Here is a 16,828-nt window from a genome sequence, read left to right on the forward strand (position 1 = left end):
CGCTGACCTGCATCGATAGGCTAGATCCAGCAAGATCCCCGCGGAAAGGGTGCGTAATCAGGGGACAGGGTGGGGGAAGTGGAGTAGAGTGGGGGCATCTGGAGCAGTAGGGATGTTCAGCGTCGATCGCGAGAGGGGTGGTCCGAGTGCTCTTCCTCGGCACCTACACGCCGCGGCTCGACGACAAGGGGCGGATGATCCTCCCGGCGAAGTACCGCGACAAGCTCTCCGACGGCCTGGTCATCACCCGCGGCCAGGAGCGGTGCCTGTTCATCTACGCCCAGGCCGACTTCGAGGCCATGGCCGCGCAGTGGCAGGCCAGCCCGACCACCTCCAAGGCCGTCCGCGACCACCAGCGCGTCTTCCTCTCCGGTGCCTCCGACGAGGTCCCTGACAAGCAGGGCCGCATCACCATCCCGCCGATGCTGCGCACCTACGCCGGGCTCCGGTCGGACTGCACCGTCATCGGTGCCGGCGACCGGGTCGAGGTCTGGGACACCGAGGCGTGGAGCACCTACCTCGCCGAGACCGAGCAGGCCTACTCCGAGCGCTCGGAGGAGGTGGTCCCCGGGCTGATGTGAGCCGGCGCACCGCCGCCCTGACCCTGGTCTCCCCCCGTCCACCCGCGCCCCGACTCCTCTTCCCCGGAGCCGGGCCGCTCCCACCGAGACACGGCTCCCGACCCGACTTCCCCCGGGCCGGGCGCCAGGACCCGGTGGACGGTGGGGGACCAGGGCCCGGGACCGGGGCCCTCCCTCACCTTCCTCGCCGCGTGGGACCAGCACCGTATGCCGAGCACCCCCACCTCCGACCGCCACGTGCCGGTGCTGCTCGAGCGCTGCGTCGAGCTGCTCGCCCCCGCGCTCGCAGAGCCCGGGTCGGTCTTCGTCGACGGCACGCTGGGGATGGGCGGGCACACCGAGGCGGTGCTGCGGGCCTGCCCGCATGCGCGGGCGGTCGGCATCGACCGCGACCCGCAGGCGCTGGCCCTCGCCACCGAGCGGTTGGCGCCCTTCGGTGACCGGTTCGTCCCGGTGCACGACGTCAGCGACGACGTGCCGGGCGTCCTGGCCGACCTCGGTCTGCCGCGTGCCCACGGCATCCTCTTCGACCTGGGCGTCTCGTCGCTGCAGCTGGACGAGACCGACCGCGGCTTCGCCTACCGCACCGACGCGCCCCTGGACATGCGGATGGACCAGTCCACCGGCCCCACCGCCGCCGACGTGCTCAACACCTACGAGGCGCGCGACCTCGCCCGGGTGCTGCGCGACTACGGCGAGGAGCGCTCCGCCCGGCAGATCGCCCGCGCGATCGTCCGCCGGCGCGAGGTCGAGCCGTTCACCACCTCCGGCCCGCTGGTCGAGCTGCTCCACGACGTCGTGCCCGCCGCCTCCCAGCGCAGCGGCGGCCACCCCGCCAAGCGCACCTTCCAGGCGCTGCGCATCGAGGTCAACGCCGAGCTGTCGGTGTGGGCGCGCGGGATGGACGCGGCGCTGCGCGCGCTCGCGGTCGGCGGGCGGATCGTCGTCCTGTCCTACCACTCGCTCGAGGACCGCATCACCAAGCAGGCGCTGGCCGCCGGCGCCACCAGCTCGGCCCCTCCCGGCATGCCCGTGGAGCTTCCGGAGCAGCGGCCCTGGCTGCGGCTGCTCGTCCGCGGCGCCGAGCAGGCCGACGCGGCCGAGCAGGCCGCCAATGCGCGCTCTGCCTCGGTCCGCCTCCGCGCCGCCGAGCGCACCCGCAGCACCCCCGACCAGGCACCGCAGACCGCCGCCGACACCCGTGACCAGACCCGTGACTCCACCCCGACCGCACCGGAGGGCCGCCCATGAGCCAGCTGACCATCTCCACCCCCCTGGGCCGGGCGGGTCTGTCGACCCGCACGCGCACCCGCACCCGGGTCGTCGACGCCGCCCCCACGACCGGGGGCAGCACCGCCTTCGCGCTGCTCTGCGCGTTTCTCGTCGCCCTCACCTTCAGCGGGGTGCTCGTCCTCAACACGGTCCGCGCGGAGGGCTCCTTCGTCCTGGGCTCGCTGCAGGTCGAGGCCACCGCCCTGCACGACCAGAAGGTCACCCTGGAGGAGGAGCTCGCGCGCAAGCAGTCGACCGAGAGCCTGGCGGCCGAGGCCAAGCGGCTCGAGATGGTGCCCGCCACCTCCACCGCGACCCTGCGGCTGTCCGACGGGTCCATCTCCGGCGTGGCGTCCAAGGTGGTGGACGGTCGCACGCTTACCGTGGATCTGCCCTCGACGGGCATCCCGCTTCCGAAGGACGACTGACCGAAGGGTAAGCAGCCAGTGGCAGCACCGCGCACTGCCCGCCGCCCCCAGGGGGCCGTGGCTCCCGGCGTCGTCCACCCCGCCCGGCGGGCGCGTGTCCTCTTCCTCGGCGTCCTGGTCGTCCTGAGCCTCTTCGCGGCCCAGCTCGTCCGGCTCCAGGGCCTGGACGCCGGCAGCGTCTCCGCCGCCGCGCTGGGCCAGCGGCTCCAGGTCAAGGCGATCCCGGCCGCCCGCGGCACCATCACCGACGTGCACGGCGCCGAGCTGGCCGTCTCCGTCGAGCGCAAGCGGATCATCGCCGACCCGACGCTGGTCGTGGACTACAAGCGGCGCGTCGACGGCGAGGTCGTGGGGGAGGGCTTCGCCGCGGCGGCCGACGTCGTCGCCGAGGTGACCGGCGCCGACCGTGCCGACGTCCTCGAGCGCCTGGAGAACCCGCTCGGCGAGAAGTATGCGGTGCTCGTCCCCGACGCCTCGCCCCAGCAGTGGCAGGAGCTGCTCGCCGAGGGCGTGCCCGGCCTGGCCGCCGAGGACCTCATGCGCCGCGACTACCCGCTCGGGGAGGCGGTCTCCCCGGTGGTGGGCTGGATCGGCGCCGGCGACGTGCCGGCCGGCGGCTACGAGCTCGTCTACCACGACTCCCTCACCGGCGTGCCGGGCGAGGCGGTCTACGAGGCCGGCGGCAACGGCCAGATGATCAGCACCGGTCTCTACGAGGAGACCCCGGCCCAGCCGGGGGAGGACCTGCGCCTCAGCATCGACGCCGACCTGCAGTGGTACGCGTACAACGCCCTGGAGAAGCGGGTCAAGGAGGCCGACGCGCTCGGCGGCTACATCGCCGTCATGGAGGTCCGCACCGGCCGTCTCGTGGCCCTGACCAGCTACCCCGGCTTCGACCCCGACAAGGCACCGGAGAAGCCCGAGGACCTGCGCAACGCCGCGGTAGAGGACGTCTACGAGCCGGGCTCGACGTCCAAGCTCATCACCGCCGCGGCCGCGCTCGAGGAGGGCCTGGTCGAGCTCGACACCCCGATCGAGGTCCCCGTGCGCGTTCGCCGCGGCGGCGCCTCCTTCAAGGACGCGACCGAGAAGCCGGTCCAGCACCTCACCTTCGCCGGCGTGCTGGCCAACTCCTCCAACAAGGGCACGATCCTCTACGGCGAGAAGCTCACCGACGAGCAGCTGCACGACTGGGCGCTGAAGTTCGGTATGGGGTCGTACACCGGCCTCGACCTGCCGGGCGAGTCGCCCGGTCTGGTCCCGGACCCGGAGATCTGGAGCGCCACGACCCGCTACACCTTCATGTTCGGGCAGGGCCTGTCGGGCAACATGCTCCAGCAGCTCGGCGTCTTCCAGACCATCGCCAACGGCGGCGTCCGTCTGCCCCCCAGCCTGGTCGCGGGCACGGTCGACACCGAGGGCCGCTACCACGAGCAGCCGGTCCCGGAGGGCAGGCGGGTGGTCAGCGAGGAGACCGCCGCCGAGCTCACCCACGCGATGACGGCCGTGCCGTCCACCGGCGGCACCGCCCCGACGGCCGCCGTCCCGGGCTACCACGTCGCGGGCAAGACCAGCACGGCGACGCGCATCGACCCGGAGACGGGGCGCTACGAGGGCGGCACGACGGCGAGCTTCATGGGCTTCGCCCCGGTCGACGACCCGCAGTACGCCGTGGCCGTCGTCATCCAGCGCCCCAACAAGATCAGCGAGTTCGGCGGTGTCATCTCCGGCCCGGTCTTCTCCGACGTCATGCGCTACACGCTCACTAAGGCGGGCATCCCGCCCGCCTCCACGCCGCCCGCCGAGGTCGCGCTCGACTACGATCCTTCTGACCCGGTGCCGGACCAGCCGGGCCTTCGACTGGACGACATCGCCATCAAGGACGAAAGGACCGGTGGGTGATCCCCCTGAGCCTCCGCGAGATCGCGCAGGTGACCGGCGGGCACGTGCATCCCGACACGGCGGAGGTGCGTGACCTGCGCGTCACCGGCCCGGTCGTCACCGACTCCCGCGAGGTCGGCCCCGGTGGCCTCTACGTCGCCCGGCGCGGGGAGAACGCCGACGGCCACGACTACCTCGCCGCCGCGGCGGCCGCGGGCGCGGTCGCCGCCCTCACCAACCGGGTCGTCGACGAGCTGCCGTGCGTCGTGGTCGAGGAGGACCCCGCGCGGATCTCCGGCCGCCCCGACCGACCGCCCTACGACGCCGTCACCCGGGCCTTCGCCGCCCTGGCCCGGGAGGTGCACGACCGCTGCGACGCCGCCGGCGGCCTGCGCACGGTGGCGATCACCGGCTCCTCGGGCAAGACCTCGACCAAGGACCTCATGGCCCAGGTGCTCGAGGAGCTCGGCCCGACCCTGTCGCCCGAGGCGTCCTACAACTCCGAGGTCGGGGTCCCGCTCACCGTCTGCCGGCTCACCGACCGGACCGCCTACCTCGTGGCCGAGATGGGGGCCTCGGGCCGGGGTCACATCGCCCACCTGACCCAGATCGCCCCGCCGCTGGTCTCGGTCGTCCTCAACGTCGGCACCGCCCACCTCGGGGAGTTCGGCTCCCGCGAGGCGATCGCGGAGGCCAAGTCCGAGCTGGTGGCGGCCCTGCGGCCCGGCGGGCTGGCGGTGCTCAACGCCGACGACCCGGCCGTGGCCCGGATGGAGGGCATCGCCCGCTCCGTGGGCGCCCGGGTGATGACCGTCGGGCGCGCCGACCACGCCCAGCTCCGCGCGAGCGAGGTGCGCCTCGACGAGCGCGGGCGGGCCTCCTTCCTCCTGCACCCGCCCCGCGGCGGGACCGGTGCGGACCCCGCACAGCCGCTCCCGGTCAGCCTGCGCCTGGTGGGGGAGCAGCACGTGGGCAACGCCCTGTCGGTCGCGGCCGTCGCCCACGAGTGGGGGATGTCCTGGTCCGCCGTCGTGGAGGCGCTCGGCCGGGCGGTCCCGCGCTCCCCGGGCCGGATGCAGGTCACCGACCGCCCCGACGGCGTGACGGTCATCAACGACGCCTACAACGCCAACCCCGACTCGATGCGGGTCGCCCTGCAGACGCTGGCCGCGATGCGGCGCAGCAGCGGCCGGCTCGTCGTCGCCCTCGGCGGCATGCTGGAGCTGGGGGACGCCTCCGAGGCCGAGCACGCCGGGATCGGCACCCTGGCCGCGGAGCTGGGGATCGACCACCTCGTCGCGGTGGGCGACCTCGCCGCCGCGGCCGCCACCGCATACCTCGCCGCCGGAGGGGTCGCCGCGACCACGGTCGCCGACCGGCACGAGGCCCGGACCGTCCTGGAGGGGATGCTCACCGCCGACGACGTCGTCCTGCTCAAGAGCAGCCGTGACTCCGGGCTGCGCCTGCTGGGTGACGAGCTCGCGGCAGGGGAGGGCTGATGGTCAACGTCGTCCTCGCCGGCGGGGTCGCGATGCTCGTGGCGCTCTTCGGCACGCCCCTGTTCATCCGGTTCCTCGTGCGCCAGGGCTACGGGCAGTTCATCCGCGACGACGGACCCACCTCCCACCACACCAAGCGCGGCACCCCCACGATGGGCGGCGCGGTCATCATCGCCGCGACGCTGCTGGGCTACGTCGTCTCCCACCTGCTGCTCATCCTGCTCGACGCGACCGGGATGCTCGAGGTGACCCACAGCCGGTTCACGCTGTCGGCGCTGCTCGTGCTCTTTCTCATCACCGGCCTGGGCTTCATCGGATTCCTCGACGACTACACCAAGATCTCCAAGCAGCGCAGCCTGGGTCTGACCTCGATCGAGAAGCTCGCCGGCCAGACGGTGATCGCGGTGATCTTCGCGCTGCTCGCGCTGCTCGTGACCGGCGACAGCACCCGGGCCCCGGCCTCGACGGCGATCTCGTTCGTCCGCGACACGAGCATCGACCTGGCCTTCGCCGGCCCGGTGCTGGGCGTGATCCTCTTCATCCTGTGGGCCAACGTCCTCATCGCCGGGGCCTCCAACGGCGTCAACCTCACCGACGGCCTCGACGGCCTGGCCACCGGCGCGAGCGTCATGGTCTTCGGCGCCTACACCGTCATCGGCATCTGGCAGTACAACCAGAACTGCCAGCTCGCCCCCGGCCCCAACTGCTACGACGTGCGCGACGCCCTCGACCTGGCGGTCGTCGCCTGCTCGGTGGCCGGTGCCTGCTTCGGCTTCCTGTGGTGGAACGCTGCGCCGGCGAAGATCTTCATGGGCGACACCGGCTCGCTGGCCCTCGGCGGCGGGCTCGCCGGCCTGGCGATCACCACCCACACCGAGCTGCTGCTCGCGGTGCTCGGCGGGCTCTTCGTCATGATCACCCTGTCGGTCATCATCCAGGTCGCGTCCTTCAAGCTCACGCGTAGACGGGTGTTCCGGATGGCTCCCCTGCAGCACCACTTCGAGCTGCTCGGCTGGGCCGAGGTGACCATCGTCATCCGCTTCTGGATCGTCGCCGGCATGTGCGTGGCCGTCGGGCTCGCGCTCTTCTACGGCGAGTGGGTGGCCAACCTGTGACCGCGGCATCCCGACTCGAGACCCTCACCCACGGGACGCCGACTGGGCCGGCCTGCGCGCCCTCGTGACCGGGCTCGGGGTGACCGGCTTCGCGGTCGCCGACGCCCTCCTGCAGCACGGCGCGGTCGTCACCGTCCTCGACACCGGCAACGCCAGCGAGCGGCAGCAGACCCAGGCCGGCATCCTCGGCATCCTCGGCGCCGACGTCCGCCTCGGCCCGGAGCACGTCGCAGGGTGGCCCGTGGCCGGCGAGGGACGTGACAGTGGTTCATCTGGTGAACCACCAGGTGTCGCTGGTGCGCCCGGTGAACCACCCGGTGTCGCTGGGTCGCCCGGTGACCCGGTGTCACCTCTGGACGTGGACGTCGTGGTCACCTCGCCCGGCTGGAGCCCCGACCACCCGGTGCTGCGGGCGGCGGCGGAGCGCGGCATACCGGTCTGGAGCGAGGTCGAGCTCGCCTGGCGCCTGCGCCCCCGGGTGGGCGCCGCGCCGTGGCTGGCGGTCACCGGGACCAACGGCAAGACGACCACCGTGCAGATCCTGGAGATGATCCTGCAGACCGCCGGGCTGCGGGCCATCGCCGTCGGCAACGTCGGCACCCCCGTGCTGGACGCCGTGCAGCACCCGGACCCCTACGACGTCATCGCCGTCGAGCTGTCCAGCTTCCAGCTGCACCACACCTACTCCATGAGCCCGCTCGCCTCGTGCGTGCTCAACCTCGCGCCGGACCACCTCGACTGGCACGGCTCACTGGAGGGGTATGCCGCGGCCAAGGCCCGCGTCTACGAGCGCACCCAGGTCGCCTGCGTCTACAACGTCCAGGACGCCCGCACCGAGGCGATGGTGGAGGAGGCCGAGGTCGTGGAGGGCTGCCGGGCGGTCGGCTTCACCCTCGGCACGCCCGGGCTGTCGATGGTCGGGCTGGTCGACGACGTGCTCGCCGACCGGGCCTTCGTGGAGGAGCGGCGCACCTCGGCCGCCGAGCTCGGCACGCTCGCCGACCTGTCCCGCGCGTCCGGCGGGGACGGTTCCACCCCGCCACCCCCGCACCTGGTCGCCGACGCCCTGGCCGCCGCCGCCCTGGCCCGAGCCGCCGGCATCACCCCGGCCGCCGTCCGGGACGGCCTGCGGGCCTTCCGCACCGACGCCCACCGGACCGCGGTCGTGGCCGAGCGCGGCGGCGTGACCTGGGTCGACGACTCCAAGGCCACCAACCCGCACGCCGCCCAGGCTGCCCTGCTGGCCTACCCGCACGTCGTGTGGGTCGCCGGCGGCCAGCTCAAGGGCGCCGACGTCGACGAGCTCGTCGCCGACGTCGCGGGAAGGCTGCGGGCCGTGGTGCTGCTCGGCGCCGACCGCGGGCGGATCGCCGAGGCGCTCGCCCGACACGCGCCGGATGTCCCCGTGGAAGACGTCGGCGTCGCCGACCATGGGGACATGCTGGCTCTGCAGGGGTTGATGGACGACGTGGTCGCGCGGGCCGCGGCGCTCGCCCGCCCCGGTGACGTGGTGCTCCTGGCTCCCGCCGCGGCCAGCCTCGACATGTTCCCCAGCTACGGCAGCCGCGGCGACGTCTTCGCCGCGGCGGTGCGCCGGCACCTCGGGGTGAGCGGGGAGGGGTCGTGACGGCCCCCACCCGCAGCCGCCCGGGTCAGCGACCCTCCCGTCCCGCCGGCAGCACTCGCACCGCCGACACGGTCACCCGCAGCGTCGCCGCGCCCGAGGGGGGCTGGTCGGTGCAGTCCGTGGGGGAGTGGCTGCGCTCGCCCGTCGCGCCCTACTACCTCGTGCTCGTCAGCGCCTCGGTGCTGACCGCGTTCGGCCTCTACATGGTGCTGTCGGCCAGCAGCGTCGGCTCCTACGTCGACAGCGGCAGCTCCTACACCGTCTTCCTGTCCCAGCTGGTCTACGCCGTCGGCGGGGTCGCCCTCGCGGTCGTCGGCTCCCGCCTGCCGCTGGCGTGGTGGAAGAAGCTGGCGTGGCCGGCGGTCTTCCTCGCCGTCGCGCTCCAGCTGCTCGTCTTCTCCCCGCTGGGGCTCGACGAGTTCCAGGGCAACCGCAACTGGATCCAGATCGGCAACCGCAGCCTGCAGCCCTCGGAGTTCGGCAAGGTCGCCCTCGTCATCTTCGGCGCGGCGGTGCTGGCCACCAAGCGCCGGGTCATCCACAAGCCGATCCACGCGCTCGTCCCCCTCGTCCTGCCCTTCGGCGTGGTGCTGGTCGGGCTCGTCCTGCAGGGCAACGACCTCGGCACCGGCATGATCATGCTGGGCATCCTCGTCGGGCTGCTCTGGGCCGCCGGGCTGCCGGCGAAGTGGTTCGTCGGGATGGGTGCGATCGCCGTCGCCGGCGTCGCCTTCCTCGCCGCCGACAGCGCCAACCGGATGGCCCGCATCCAGACCTGGATCGGCGGCATCTGCGACAACCCGCACTCCGCCCCCGGGTGCTTCCAGAAGATCCACGCCGAGTACGCCCTGGCCGACGGCGGCTGGTGGGGTCTGGGCCCCGGCGGGTCGCGGGAGAAGTGGGAGCTGCTGCCCGAGCCGCACAACGACTTCATCCTGGCGATCATCGGCGAGGAGTTCGGCCTCCCCGGCACGATCTCCGTGCTCGTCCTCTTCGCCGTGCTGGCCTACGCCTGCTACCGGATCATCTCCCAGTCCGAGGACATGTTCACCCGCCTCGCGGCCGCCGGGCTCATGGTGTGGTTCCTGGGCCAGGCCATGATCAACATCGGCTCGGTCATCGGAATGTTCCCCATCATCGGCGTGCCGCTGCCGCTGGTCTCCAGCGGCGGGTCGGCCCTCGTCGCCGCCCTCATCGGCATCGGTCTCCTGCTCGCCCTCGCCCGCAACCTGCCCGGCGCCCAGGAGCGGATGGGCGGCCGCACCTCCACCCTGCGGCACACCCTGTCGGCCGTGCCCGACGGGCGTGGCCCCGCCCCGGCCCGCCGCCCGGCGCCTCGCCGCTCCGGCGCCACCGCCGGCTCCCGGCCCGCTGCCGCGTCGACGCGCGAGGCGCCTCCGGCGAAGAGCGCGGCGCGGAAGTCCGCGCCAAAGAAGGCCGCTGGCCGGGTCCCTGCGACGCGCCCCGGGTCGCGCACCCGGCCCAGGGGGAGCCGGTGACCGCACCCCTGTCCGTCGTGCTCGCCGGGGGCGGCACGGCCGGTCACGTCAACCCCCTCCTGGCCACGGCCGACGCGCTGCGCCGACGCCTACCCGACGTGCGGATCATCGTCCTCGGCACCGCGGAGGGCCTGGAGACCCGACTGGTGCCCGAGCGCGGCTACGACCTCACCCTGGTGCCCAAGGTGCCCTTCCCCCGTCGCCCTGGTGCCGCGGCGCTGCGCTTCCCCGGCAACCTCGGCCGGGCCGTCGCGGCGGCCGCCACCGCCATCCGCGACATCGACGCCGACGTGGTCGTTGGCTTCGGCGGCTACGTCGCGACCCCGGCCTACCTCGCGGCCCGTCGCGCCGGGGTGCCGATCGTCATCCACGAGCAGAACGCCCGCGCCGGGCTGGCCAACCGGCTCGGCGCCCGCTTCACCCGGCGGGTCGCCACGACCTTCGCCAGCACCCGCCTGCCGCACTCCACGCTGGTCGGTCTGCCGCTGCGCGCGGAGATCCGCGACCTGGACCGGGCGGCCACCCGCGAGCAGGCCCGCGCGCACTTCGGCCTCGAGGCCGACCGGCCCACCCTGCTCGTCTCGGGCGGCTCGCTCGGCGCCCAGCGGCTCAACGAGGCCTTCGCCGCCGCAGGCACCGACCTGCTGGCCGCCGGGGTGCAGGTGCTGCATCTCACCGGGGCCGGTAAGGAGGTCGAGGCACCAGCGCCCGCGGCCGACGGCACCCGCTACGTCGCGCTCGCCTACACCGACCGGATGGACCTCGCCTACGCCGCCGCCGACCTCGCCGTCTGCCGGGCCGGCGCCGGCACCGTGTGCGAGCTCGCCGCGGTCGGCCTGCCCGCGGTCTACGTCCCGCTGCCCATCGGCAACGGCGAGCAGCGCCTCAACGCCGCCGACCTCGTCGCCGCCGGCGGCGGGCGGCTGGTCGAGGACGCCGCGGTGAGCGCCGACTGGGTGCGGGCGGACGTCATACCGCTGGTCACCGACCCGACCACCCTCGGGCGGATGGCGCAGGCCGCCGCCGCCCACGGGGTGCGCGACGCCGACGACCGGCTCGTCGACCTCGTGCTCGAGGCGGCCGCGCGCCCCGGGGACGGGTGAGCGCCGTGGCCGCACCCCGCTTCGACTTCACCGCCCCCGTGCCGCCCGCCGACGAGCTCGGCGCGGTGCACCTCATCGCGATCGGCGGCTCCGGCGTGTCCGGGGTGGCCCGGATGTTCCTGGCCCGCGGGGTCGAGGTCTCCGGCTCCGACCGCGCCGACAGCCCCACCCTGCGCGCCCTCGAGGCGGTCGGCGCCCGCGTCCACGTCGGGCACGACGCCGCCCACCTGGGGCGGGCGCAGACGGTGATCATCTCCGGGGCCATCCCGGAGGACAACCCCGAGCTCGCCGCCGCCCGCGCCGCCGGGCTGCGCGTGCTGCACCGCGCCCAGGGGATCGCCGCCCTGCTCCACGGTCGCGACGCGCTGGCCGTGGCCGGCGCCAACGGCAAGACCACCACCAGCGCCCTGCTCACGACGGCCCTGCTCGCGGCCGGGGTCGGGCCCGGCTACGTCGTCGGCGCGCCCCTGGCCGCCACCGGTGCCAGCGCCGACCCGGGTGCCGCCGGTGCCCCCGTCGTCGTCGAGGCCGACGAGAGCGATGGCAGCTTCCTCGCCTACCACCCGCGGGTCGCGGTCGTCACCAACGTCCAGCCCGACCACCTCGACTTCTGGGGCGACGTCGAGGCCGTCGAGCAGGCGTACCTCGACTTCGCCCGCACCATCGGCCCCGGCGGGCTGCTCGTCACCTCCGCGGACGACCCGGGCGCGGCCCGGCTCGCCGAGCGGGCCGGGGCCGAGGGGATCACCGTGGTGCGGTGGGGCGGCGAGGGGGCCGACGCGGTGCTCACCGACGTCCGCAGCGAGGGTATGCGGTCCGCCGGCACCCTGACCTTCGCCCGCGACCTCGGCCCGGTCCCTGCGGGCACGAGCGTGCGGGTGGAGGTGCCGGTGCCGGGGGAGCACAACGTGCACAACGCCGTCGCCGCGCTGCTCGCGGCGGTCGTGGGGCTGGGGCTGTCGCTCGAGCCGGTGCTGGCCGGGTTGGCCGGGTTCGCCGGGGCGCACCGACGCTTCGAGCGGGTCGGCCGGTCCCGGGACGGGGTCGAGGTGGTCGACGACTACGCGCACAACGCGCCGAAGGTGGCCGCGGTGGTCCGGGCCGCCCGCAGCGCGGCGGCCGGGCGACGGCTGGTCGTCGCCTTCCAGCCGCACCTGTTCTCCCGCACCCGGGACTTCGCCCAGGGCTTCGCCGACGGTCTCGCCGCAGCCGACGTGGTCGTGCTCGTGCCGGTCTACGGCGCCCGCGAGACGCAGGAGCAGTTCCCGGCGGTGACCTCCGGTCTGCTGGCCGGGCTGCTGCGGGACCGGGCCGACGCGCCGGAGGTGCACGAGGTCGGGTCGCTGGCGGAGACCGCACCCGCCCTGGCCGAGCTGGTGAGCGGGACCGACGACCTGGTCGTCACCGTCGGCGCCGGCGACATCACCGGTGTCGGTCCGGCGCTGCTCAGCCTGCTGGATGGACCGTCGAGCGCAGGAGGGACCGACCGATGAGCAGGGGAGCGACGATGACGCGTGCCGCACGGGGTGCCACGCCCGCGTCCACCGGCCCGACGCGGCCGGGATGGCTGGGGCGGCTGCATCCGGGTGCCCGGAAGGGCGCTCCGCGGGGTGCGTGGGGCGGGAACCGCCGGGCCAACGTGCGCGCCCTGCTGCTGTGGAGCTCGCTCGTCCTGGCCCTGGCGGCGGGGATGGTCTTCCTCTTCTACTTCTCCGCGGCCTTCGTCGTGAAGGACCTCACCGTCACCGGCGGCCGTGAGCAGGTGCGGGTCGAGGCCGAGCTGCTCGCGCAGATCCCGAACGGTCGGCCGCTGGCGCGCGTGTCCGAGGCGCGGGTGCGCGAGCGCGTCCTGGCCGACCCGCGGATCTCCGGCGTCACCCTCGAGCGGGAGTGGCCCTCCTCGGTGATCCTGCAGATCACCGAGCGCGACCCGGTCGTGGCGCTGCGCGGCGGCGGGGAGACCTGGCTGGCCGACGCCGGCGGGAAGGTCTTCGAGCAGGTGGAGCAGCCCAGCCGCCGCCTGCCGCTCATCACCGTGCAGGGCACGCCCCCCGCGGAGCTCGCCCCGACGACGGTCCACGGCCTGGCCGAGCTGTGGCGGCTGCGGCCGGACCCGGCCGTCCTGGAGGGGCGCCTGGGCGCGCCGCGGGTGGCGCACGACGGCGAGGTGACCATGAAGCTCGACCAGGTCACGCTCGAGTGGGGGCTGCCCGAGGACAACACGAAGAAGTGGCAGGTCGTGCAGGCCCTTATCGGGCAGGAGGCGGTCGACCCTCAGGGGGCCGCTCCGCTCCGGATCAACCTGCGCAACCCCGACGCCCCGGTCGTCGCGGGTCTGCCCGAGAAGACCGACTGAGGGCGGGACCGCATACCCGTCTCTCGACCTGAGGTTGAGATTGACGGTCGAGGGTGGTTGAGGACTCCCCACGTATGCTCACCACACACCGCAGCACAGTTCTCCCAGTCCCTGAAAGGTCCAACGTGTCCGCAGCGCAGAACTACCTGGCCGTCATCAAGGTCGTCGGCATCGGAGGTGGTGGTGTCAACGCCATCAACCGGATGATCGAGGTCGGCCTCAAGGGTGTCGAGTTCATCGCCATCAACACCGACGCCCAGGCCCTGCTGATGAGCGACGCCGACGTCAAGCTCGACGTGGGCCGCGAGCTGACCCGCGGCCTCGGTGCGGGCGCCGACCCCGAGGTCGGCCGCCGGGCGGCGGAGGACCACACCGAGGAGATCGAGGAGGCGCTGCGCGGTGCCGACATGGTCTTCGTCACCGCGGGTGAGGGTGGCGGCACGGGCACCGGCGGCGCGCCGGTCGTCGCGAAGATCGCCAAGTCGCTGGGGGCGCTCACCATCGGTGTCGTGACCCGCCCGTTCACCTTCGAGGGCCGCCGGCGCGCCAACCAGGCCGAGACCGGCATCGCGAGCCTGCGCGACGAGGTCGACACCCTCATCGTCATCCCGAACGACCGGCTGCTGTCGATCTCGGACCGCTCGGTCTCCATGCTTGACGCCTTCCGCAGCGCCGACCAGGTCCTGCTCTCCGGTGTTCAGGGGATCACCGACCTCATCACCACCCCCGGCCTGATCAACCTCGACTTCGCCGACGTGAAGTCGGTCATGCAGGGCGCCGGCTCGGCTCTCATGGGCATCGGCTCCGCCCGCGGCGAGGACCGTGCGGTCCAGGCTGCCGAGCTCGCGATCTCGAGCCCCCTGCTGGAGGCGAGCATCGAGGGCGCCCACGGCGTGCTGCTCTCGGTGCAGGGTGGCAGCGACCTCGGCCTCTTCGAGATCAACGAGGCCGCCCGCCTGGTGCAGGAGGCCGCACACCCCGAGGCCAACATCATCTTCGGCGCGGTCATCGACGACTCCCTCGGCGACGAGGTGCGCGTCACCGTCATCGCCGCCGGCTTCGACGGCGGCGCGCCGCAGACCCGCTCCGACGAGCGCGCGCTCGGTCAGGTGCAGGGCCGCCCGCAGCAGGGTCAGCGCCCCGTCGGCGCCCCCGGCAACGGCGGCGGCCAGCAGGGGATGCCCCAGGGCGCCGCCCCGGCCCAGTCGCAGCAGCACAGCACCCAGCCCGTCCAGCAGCAGCCGACCCAGCAGGCCCCAGCCCAGGTCCCGCAGCAGCAGCCCGCCCAGGCGGTGCCGCAGCAGCAGCCCGCGGCCCCGACCCAGCAGCGCCCCCCGGTGCAGCAGCCCCCGCGCCAGGTCATTTTCGAGGACGGCGACGACCTCGACGTGCCCGACTTCCTCAAGTAGCAGACCCTCCCCGGCGGGCAGGTCCCGGCCTCAGCACGAGGCCGCGACCTGCCCGCTGTCGTTGGTAAAGGGGAGGTAAAGCGGGGGTATAGAGCCCGCATAGAGACCTCGCCCCTTGAGTGGTTCAAGTGTGTAGCGGGATGTGACGGTGTTCACTACCGCCGGGTATTGCGCTCTCCGGAGTCTGGGTGCATCCTGAATGCGGCTGGGAGAGAGGGGTACTCCCAGAACCCGGCCGCCTGTCCCAACCAACCCGTGTGCAAGGGCGCCCCGGCCGGGGAGCCAGCAACTTCGCAGAAAGGCCATCTCATGGCTGCCATCTTCTACACCCTCGCCACCCTGAAGGCTCGCCTCGTCGAGGCCGACAAGGAGCGCGGCGCCACCGCCGTCGAGTACGGCATCATGGTCGCCGCTATCGCGGCTGTCATCATCGGCATTGTGTTCACCATCGGGGAAGACCTGCTTGCGGTGTTCACGGACGTCTCAGGCCGGCTTGGTGGTGTCGCAGAGACCGAGTGACGAGCAGTCCCATCGCCCGGTCAGTCTCCGGACTGACCGGGCACGTCCCTTTGAGAGGACAAGCAGTGGTCAAGAACCGCCCTGATAGGGAGCGTGGTGCCGCCGCCGTGGAGTTCGCTCTCGTGGCGATGCTTCTTGTCACCCTCCTCATGGGCGTCATGGAGTTCGGGCGCCTGTGGGCCATCCAGGGAAGTCTGGCCCAGGCGGCCCGGGACGCGGCGAGAACGGCGGCCATCACTGATAGTGATACGCATGGGGCAACCAAGTTCGGAGAAGTTTTTTGGGCCATCGCTCCTCTCGACGATGATTCACTCACGGGTTCCACCCCGGTTCGATCCGGAACGCCGGGAGAAGAGTCCTGTCGCTGGACCGTAGAGGTGACCTACACGACGAAGGCCATGACTGGCTTCTGGCCAGGCAACATCCCGATCAGAGCCCAGGGGGCGATGAGATGCAACGGCTAATCAGTCGTCTACGGGAGCAAGGGGAACGAGGAGCATCCGCGATCATCGTGGCCCTCACGCTGCTGGTCCTGGTGGGCTTCACCGGCCTCGGAGTGGACGTGACCTCGGCCTACGCCAAGTCCCAAGAGGTCCAGAACGCCGCTGATGCCGCTGCGCTCGGCACCGCCCAGCATTGCGCGCAAGAGGGGGTGGTCTGCACTGATGGCTCGGAGGAGGTGCGAGTGACGGACCTGGCCCAAGGGAACGTCCGTCTGCAGACAGTGACCGCGTCAGACACCTACCCGACTAGCAACCGGGTGACGGTCGAGGTTAGCGTCGAGCACGAGAACTATTTCGCCGGGGCCGTCGGGTTTCCGTCCTTCACGGTGGTGCGCGAGGCGACCGCCGAGTGGTTCACACCGACTGCGGGTTCGGTCCTGCCACTGACGATTTCGATGTGTAGCTTCTTGGAGCAAACCTCGGGCGAACCCGATCTGGGCGAAATCATCGAGATCTGGCAGCCGCAGGGTGGCGGCGGCAGTGGTGGGGGTGGCGGTGGCGGCGGGTCAGAGGACTCTGCGTACTGCGGCTGGCACGAGTACTACCCCCCAGGTGGGTTCGGATGGTTGCTGCCTGACGACACCACGACCTGCGAGGTTGACATCATTCTTGATGATGGCACAGGGGAGCCGGACGAGCCCGGAATGCCCGGGATGGATCCGCCCAACTGCATCAGCACGGCCCTGGCTCCCCTGCAGGATGGGCCTATGACTGTCCTCCTGCCCATCTTCGATGCGAGAGAGGCCAGTGGCGGCAATGCGGAGTACCGTCTGGTGCGGTTCGCGGCTCTCGAACTTCACGGTATCGAGTTTCAGACGAAACCCGACATTCCAACCGGGTTCACCTGCCTGGAGCCCAAGCCCCCCAATCCGCCAGAAGCGTCCCCGGGTAGGTACTATGCCGATACGTGCCTCCGAGGGCAGTTCGGTGGCTGGGTGGAACTGGGCGATGACTTCAGTGGAGAAGGACCGCCATCAGAGATATCTGTCATTCGACTCGTCGATCCCGGGTTTGCCGGTTAATAGCTGCGCAAGCA

General features: G+C 72.7%; 15 protein-coding genes. All 15 read left to right on the forward strand.

The annotated features are described in order from the left end of the window. Positions 1-194 precede the first annotated feature (194 nt). The 15 genes from mraZ to E3Z34_RS05830 all read left to right on the forward strand — a co-directional run bounded on the left by mraZ (position 195) and on the right by E3Z34_RS05830 (position 16,814). A complete protein-coding gene (mraZ, locus tag E3Z34_RS05760; protein WP_238695455.1) occupies positions 195-581 on the forward strand; it encodes a division/cell wall cluster transcriptional repressor MraZ in 387 nt (128 codons plus the stop codon). Between the two features lie 207 nt (positions 582-788). Further along, entirely contained in the window at positions 789-1,832 is a 1,044-nt protein-coding gene (rsmH, locus tag E3Z34_RS05765) for a 16S rRNA (cytosine(1402)-N(4))-methyltransferase RsmH (protein ID WP_134772833.1), read from the forward strand. Continuing rightward, complete coding sequence (ftsL, locus tag E3Z34_RS05770; RefSeq protein ID WP_134772834.1) at positions 1,829-2,281, forward strand: cell division protein FtsL; 453 nt, start codon at positions 1,829-1,831, stop codon at positions 2,279-2,281. Before rsmH ends, ftsL begins: the two co-directional genes overlap by 4 nt. A gap of 18 nt (positions 2,282-2,299) precedes the next feature. Further along, on the forward strand, positions 2,300-4,183 hold the full coding sequence (locus tag E3Z34_RS05775; protein ID WP_134772835.1) for a peptidoglycan D,D-transpeptidase FtsI family protein: 1,884 nt from the start codon (positions 2,300-2,302) through the stop codon (positions 4,181-4,183). Beyond that, positions 4,180-5,661: a UDP-N-acetylmuramoyl-tripeptide--D-alanyl-D-alanine ligase gene (locus E3Z34_RS05780; protein WP_134772836.1), complete on the forward strand. Its 1,482-nt coding sequence runs from the start codon at positions 4,180-4,182 to the stop codon at positions 5,659-5,661. The genes E3Z34_RS05775 and E3Z34_RS05780 overlap by 4 nt, the downstream gene beginning before the upstream one ends. Continuing rightward, positions 5,661-6,776: a phospho-N-acetylmuramoyl-pentapeptide-transferase gene (gene mraY / locus E3Z34_RS05785; RefSeq protein ID WP_134772837.1), complete on the forward strand. Its 1,116-nt coding sequence runs from the start codon at positions 5,661-5,663 to the stop codon at positions 6,774-6,776. Before E3Z34_RS05780 ends, mraY begins: the two co-directional genes overlap by 1 nt. 79 nt (positions 6,777-6,855) lie before the next feature. Further along, a complete protein-coding gene (gene murD / locus E3Z34_RS05790; RefSeq protein ID WP_420818977.1) occupies positions 6,856-8,403 on the forward strand; it encodes a UDP-N-acetylmuramoyl-L-alanine--D-glutamate ligase in 1,548 nt (515 codons plus the stop codon). Next, positions 8,400-9,902 carry a putative lipid II flippase FtsW gene (ftsW, locus tag E3Z34_RS05795; RefSeq protein ID WP_134772839.1) on the forward strand — a complete coding sequence of 501 codons (1,503 nt, stop codon included), beginning with the start codon at positions 8,400-8,402 and terminating at the stop codon, positions 9,900-9,902. Before murD ends, ftsW begins: the two co-directional genes overlap by 4 nt. Then, the gene (gene murG, locus E3Z34_RS05800) at positions 9,899-11,005 is read left to right on the forward strand and encodes an undecaprenyldiphospho-muramoylpentapeptide beta-N-acetylglucosaminyltransferase (RefSeq protein ID WP_202977030.1); all 1,107 of its coding nucleotides are present in this window, start codon (positions 9,899-9,901) and stop codon (positions 11,003-11,005) included. Before ftsW ends, murG begins: the two co-directional genes overlap by 4 nt. Positions 11,006-11,010: 5 nt before the next feature. Then, positions 11,011-12,498 (forward strand): UDP-N-acetylmuramate--L-alanine ligase, encoded by a 1,488-nt coding sequence (gene murC / locus E3Z34_RS05805; protein ID WP_134772840.1) that lies wholly within the window; start codon positions 11,011-11,013, stop codon positions 12,496-12,498. Beyond that, positions 12,495-13,361 (forward strand): cell division protein FtsQ/DivIB, encoded by an 867-nt coding sequence (locus E3Z34_RS05810; RefSeq protein WP_134772841.1) that lies wholly within the window; start codon positions 12,495-12,497, stop codon positions 13,359-13,361. The genes murC and E3Z34_RS05810 overlap by 4 nt, the downstream gene beginning before the upstream one ends. A gap of 125 nt (positions 13,362-13,486) precedes the next feature. Next, complete coding sequence (gene ftsZ, locus E3Z34_RS05815) at positions 13,487-14,770, forward strand: cell division protein FtsZ (protein ID WP_134772842.1); 1,284 nt, start codon at positions 13,487-13,489, stop codon at positions 14,768-14,770. A gap of 309 nt (positions 14,771-15,079) precedes the next feature. Further along, positions 15,080-15,289: a Flp family type IVb pilin gene (locus E3Z34_RS05820; RefSeq protein ID WP_134772843.1), complete on the forward strand. Its 210-nt coding sequence runs from the start codon at positions 15,080-15,082 to the stop codon at positions 15,287-15,289. Positions 15,290-15,438: 149 nt separating this feature from the next. Continuing rightward, a complete protein-coding gene (locus E3Z34_RS20115; protein ID WP_420818987.1) occupies positions 15,439-15,753 on the forward strand; it encodes a hypothetical protein in 315 nt (104 codons plus the stop codon). A 47-nt stretch (positions 15,754-15,800) separates the two neighbouring features. Then, entirely contained in the window at positions 15,801-16,814 is a 1,014-nt protein-coding gene (locus E3Z34_RS05830) for a pilus assembly protein TadG-related protein (RefSeq protein ID WP_158288612.1), read from the forward strand. Positions 16,815-16,828 lie beyond the last annotated feature (14 nt).

The organism is Ornithinimicrobium flavum (genome assembly GCF_004526345.1).
Taxonomy (GTDB): Bacteria; Actinomycetota; Actinomycetes; order Actinomycetales; family Dermatophilaceae; genus Ornithinicoccus; species Ornithinicoccus flavus.

Excerpts from the sequence above, each read along its gene's own strand:
- mraZ (WP_238695455.1), top strand. The coding sequence starts at position 195 with ATGATCCTCCCGGCGAAGTACCGCGACAAGCTCTCCGACGGCCTGGTC.
- rsmH (WP_134772833.1), top strand. The coding sequence starts at position 789 with ATGCCGAGCACCCCCACCTCCGACCGCCACGTGCCGGTGCTGCTCGAG.
- ftsL (WP_134772834.1), top strand. The coding sequence starts at position 1,829 with ATGAGCCAGCTGACCATCTCCACCCCCCTGGGCCGGGCGGGTCTGTCG.
- mraY (WP_134772837.1), top strand. The coding sequence starts at position 5,661 with ATGGTCAACGTCGTCCTCGCCGGCGGGGTCGCGATGCTCGTGGCGCTC.
- E3Z34_RS05810 (WP_134772841.1), top strand. The coding sequence starts at position 12,495 with ATGAGCAGGGGAGCGACGATGACGCGTGCCGCACGGGGTGCCACGCCC.
- E3Z34_RS05820 (WP_134772843.1), top strand. The coding sequence starts at position 15,080 with ATGGCTGCCATCTTCTACACCCTCGCCACCCTGAAGGCTCGCCTCGTC.
- E3Z34_RS20115 (WP_420818987.1), top strand. The coding sequence starts at position 15,439 with ATGGGCGTCATGGAGTTCGGGCGCCTGTGGGCCATCCAGGGAAGTCTG.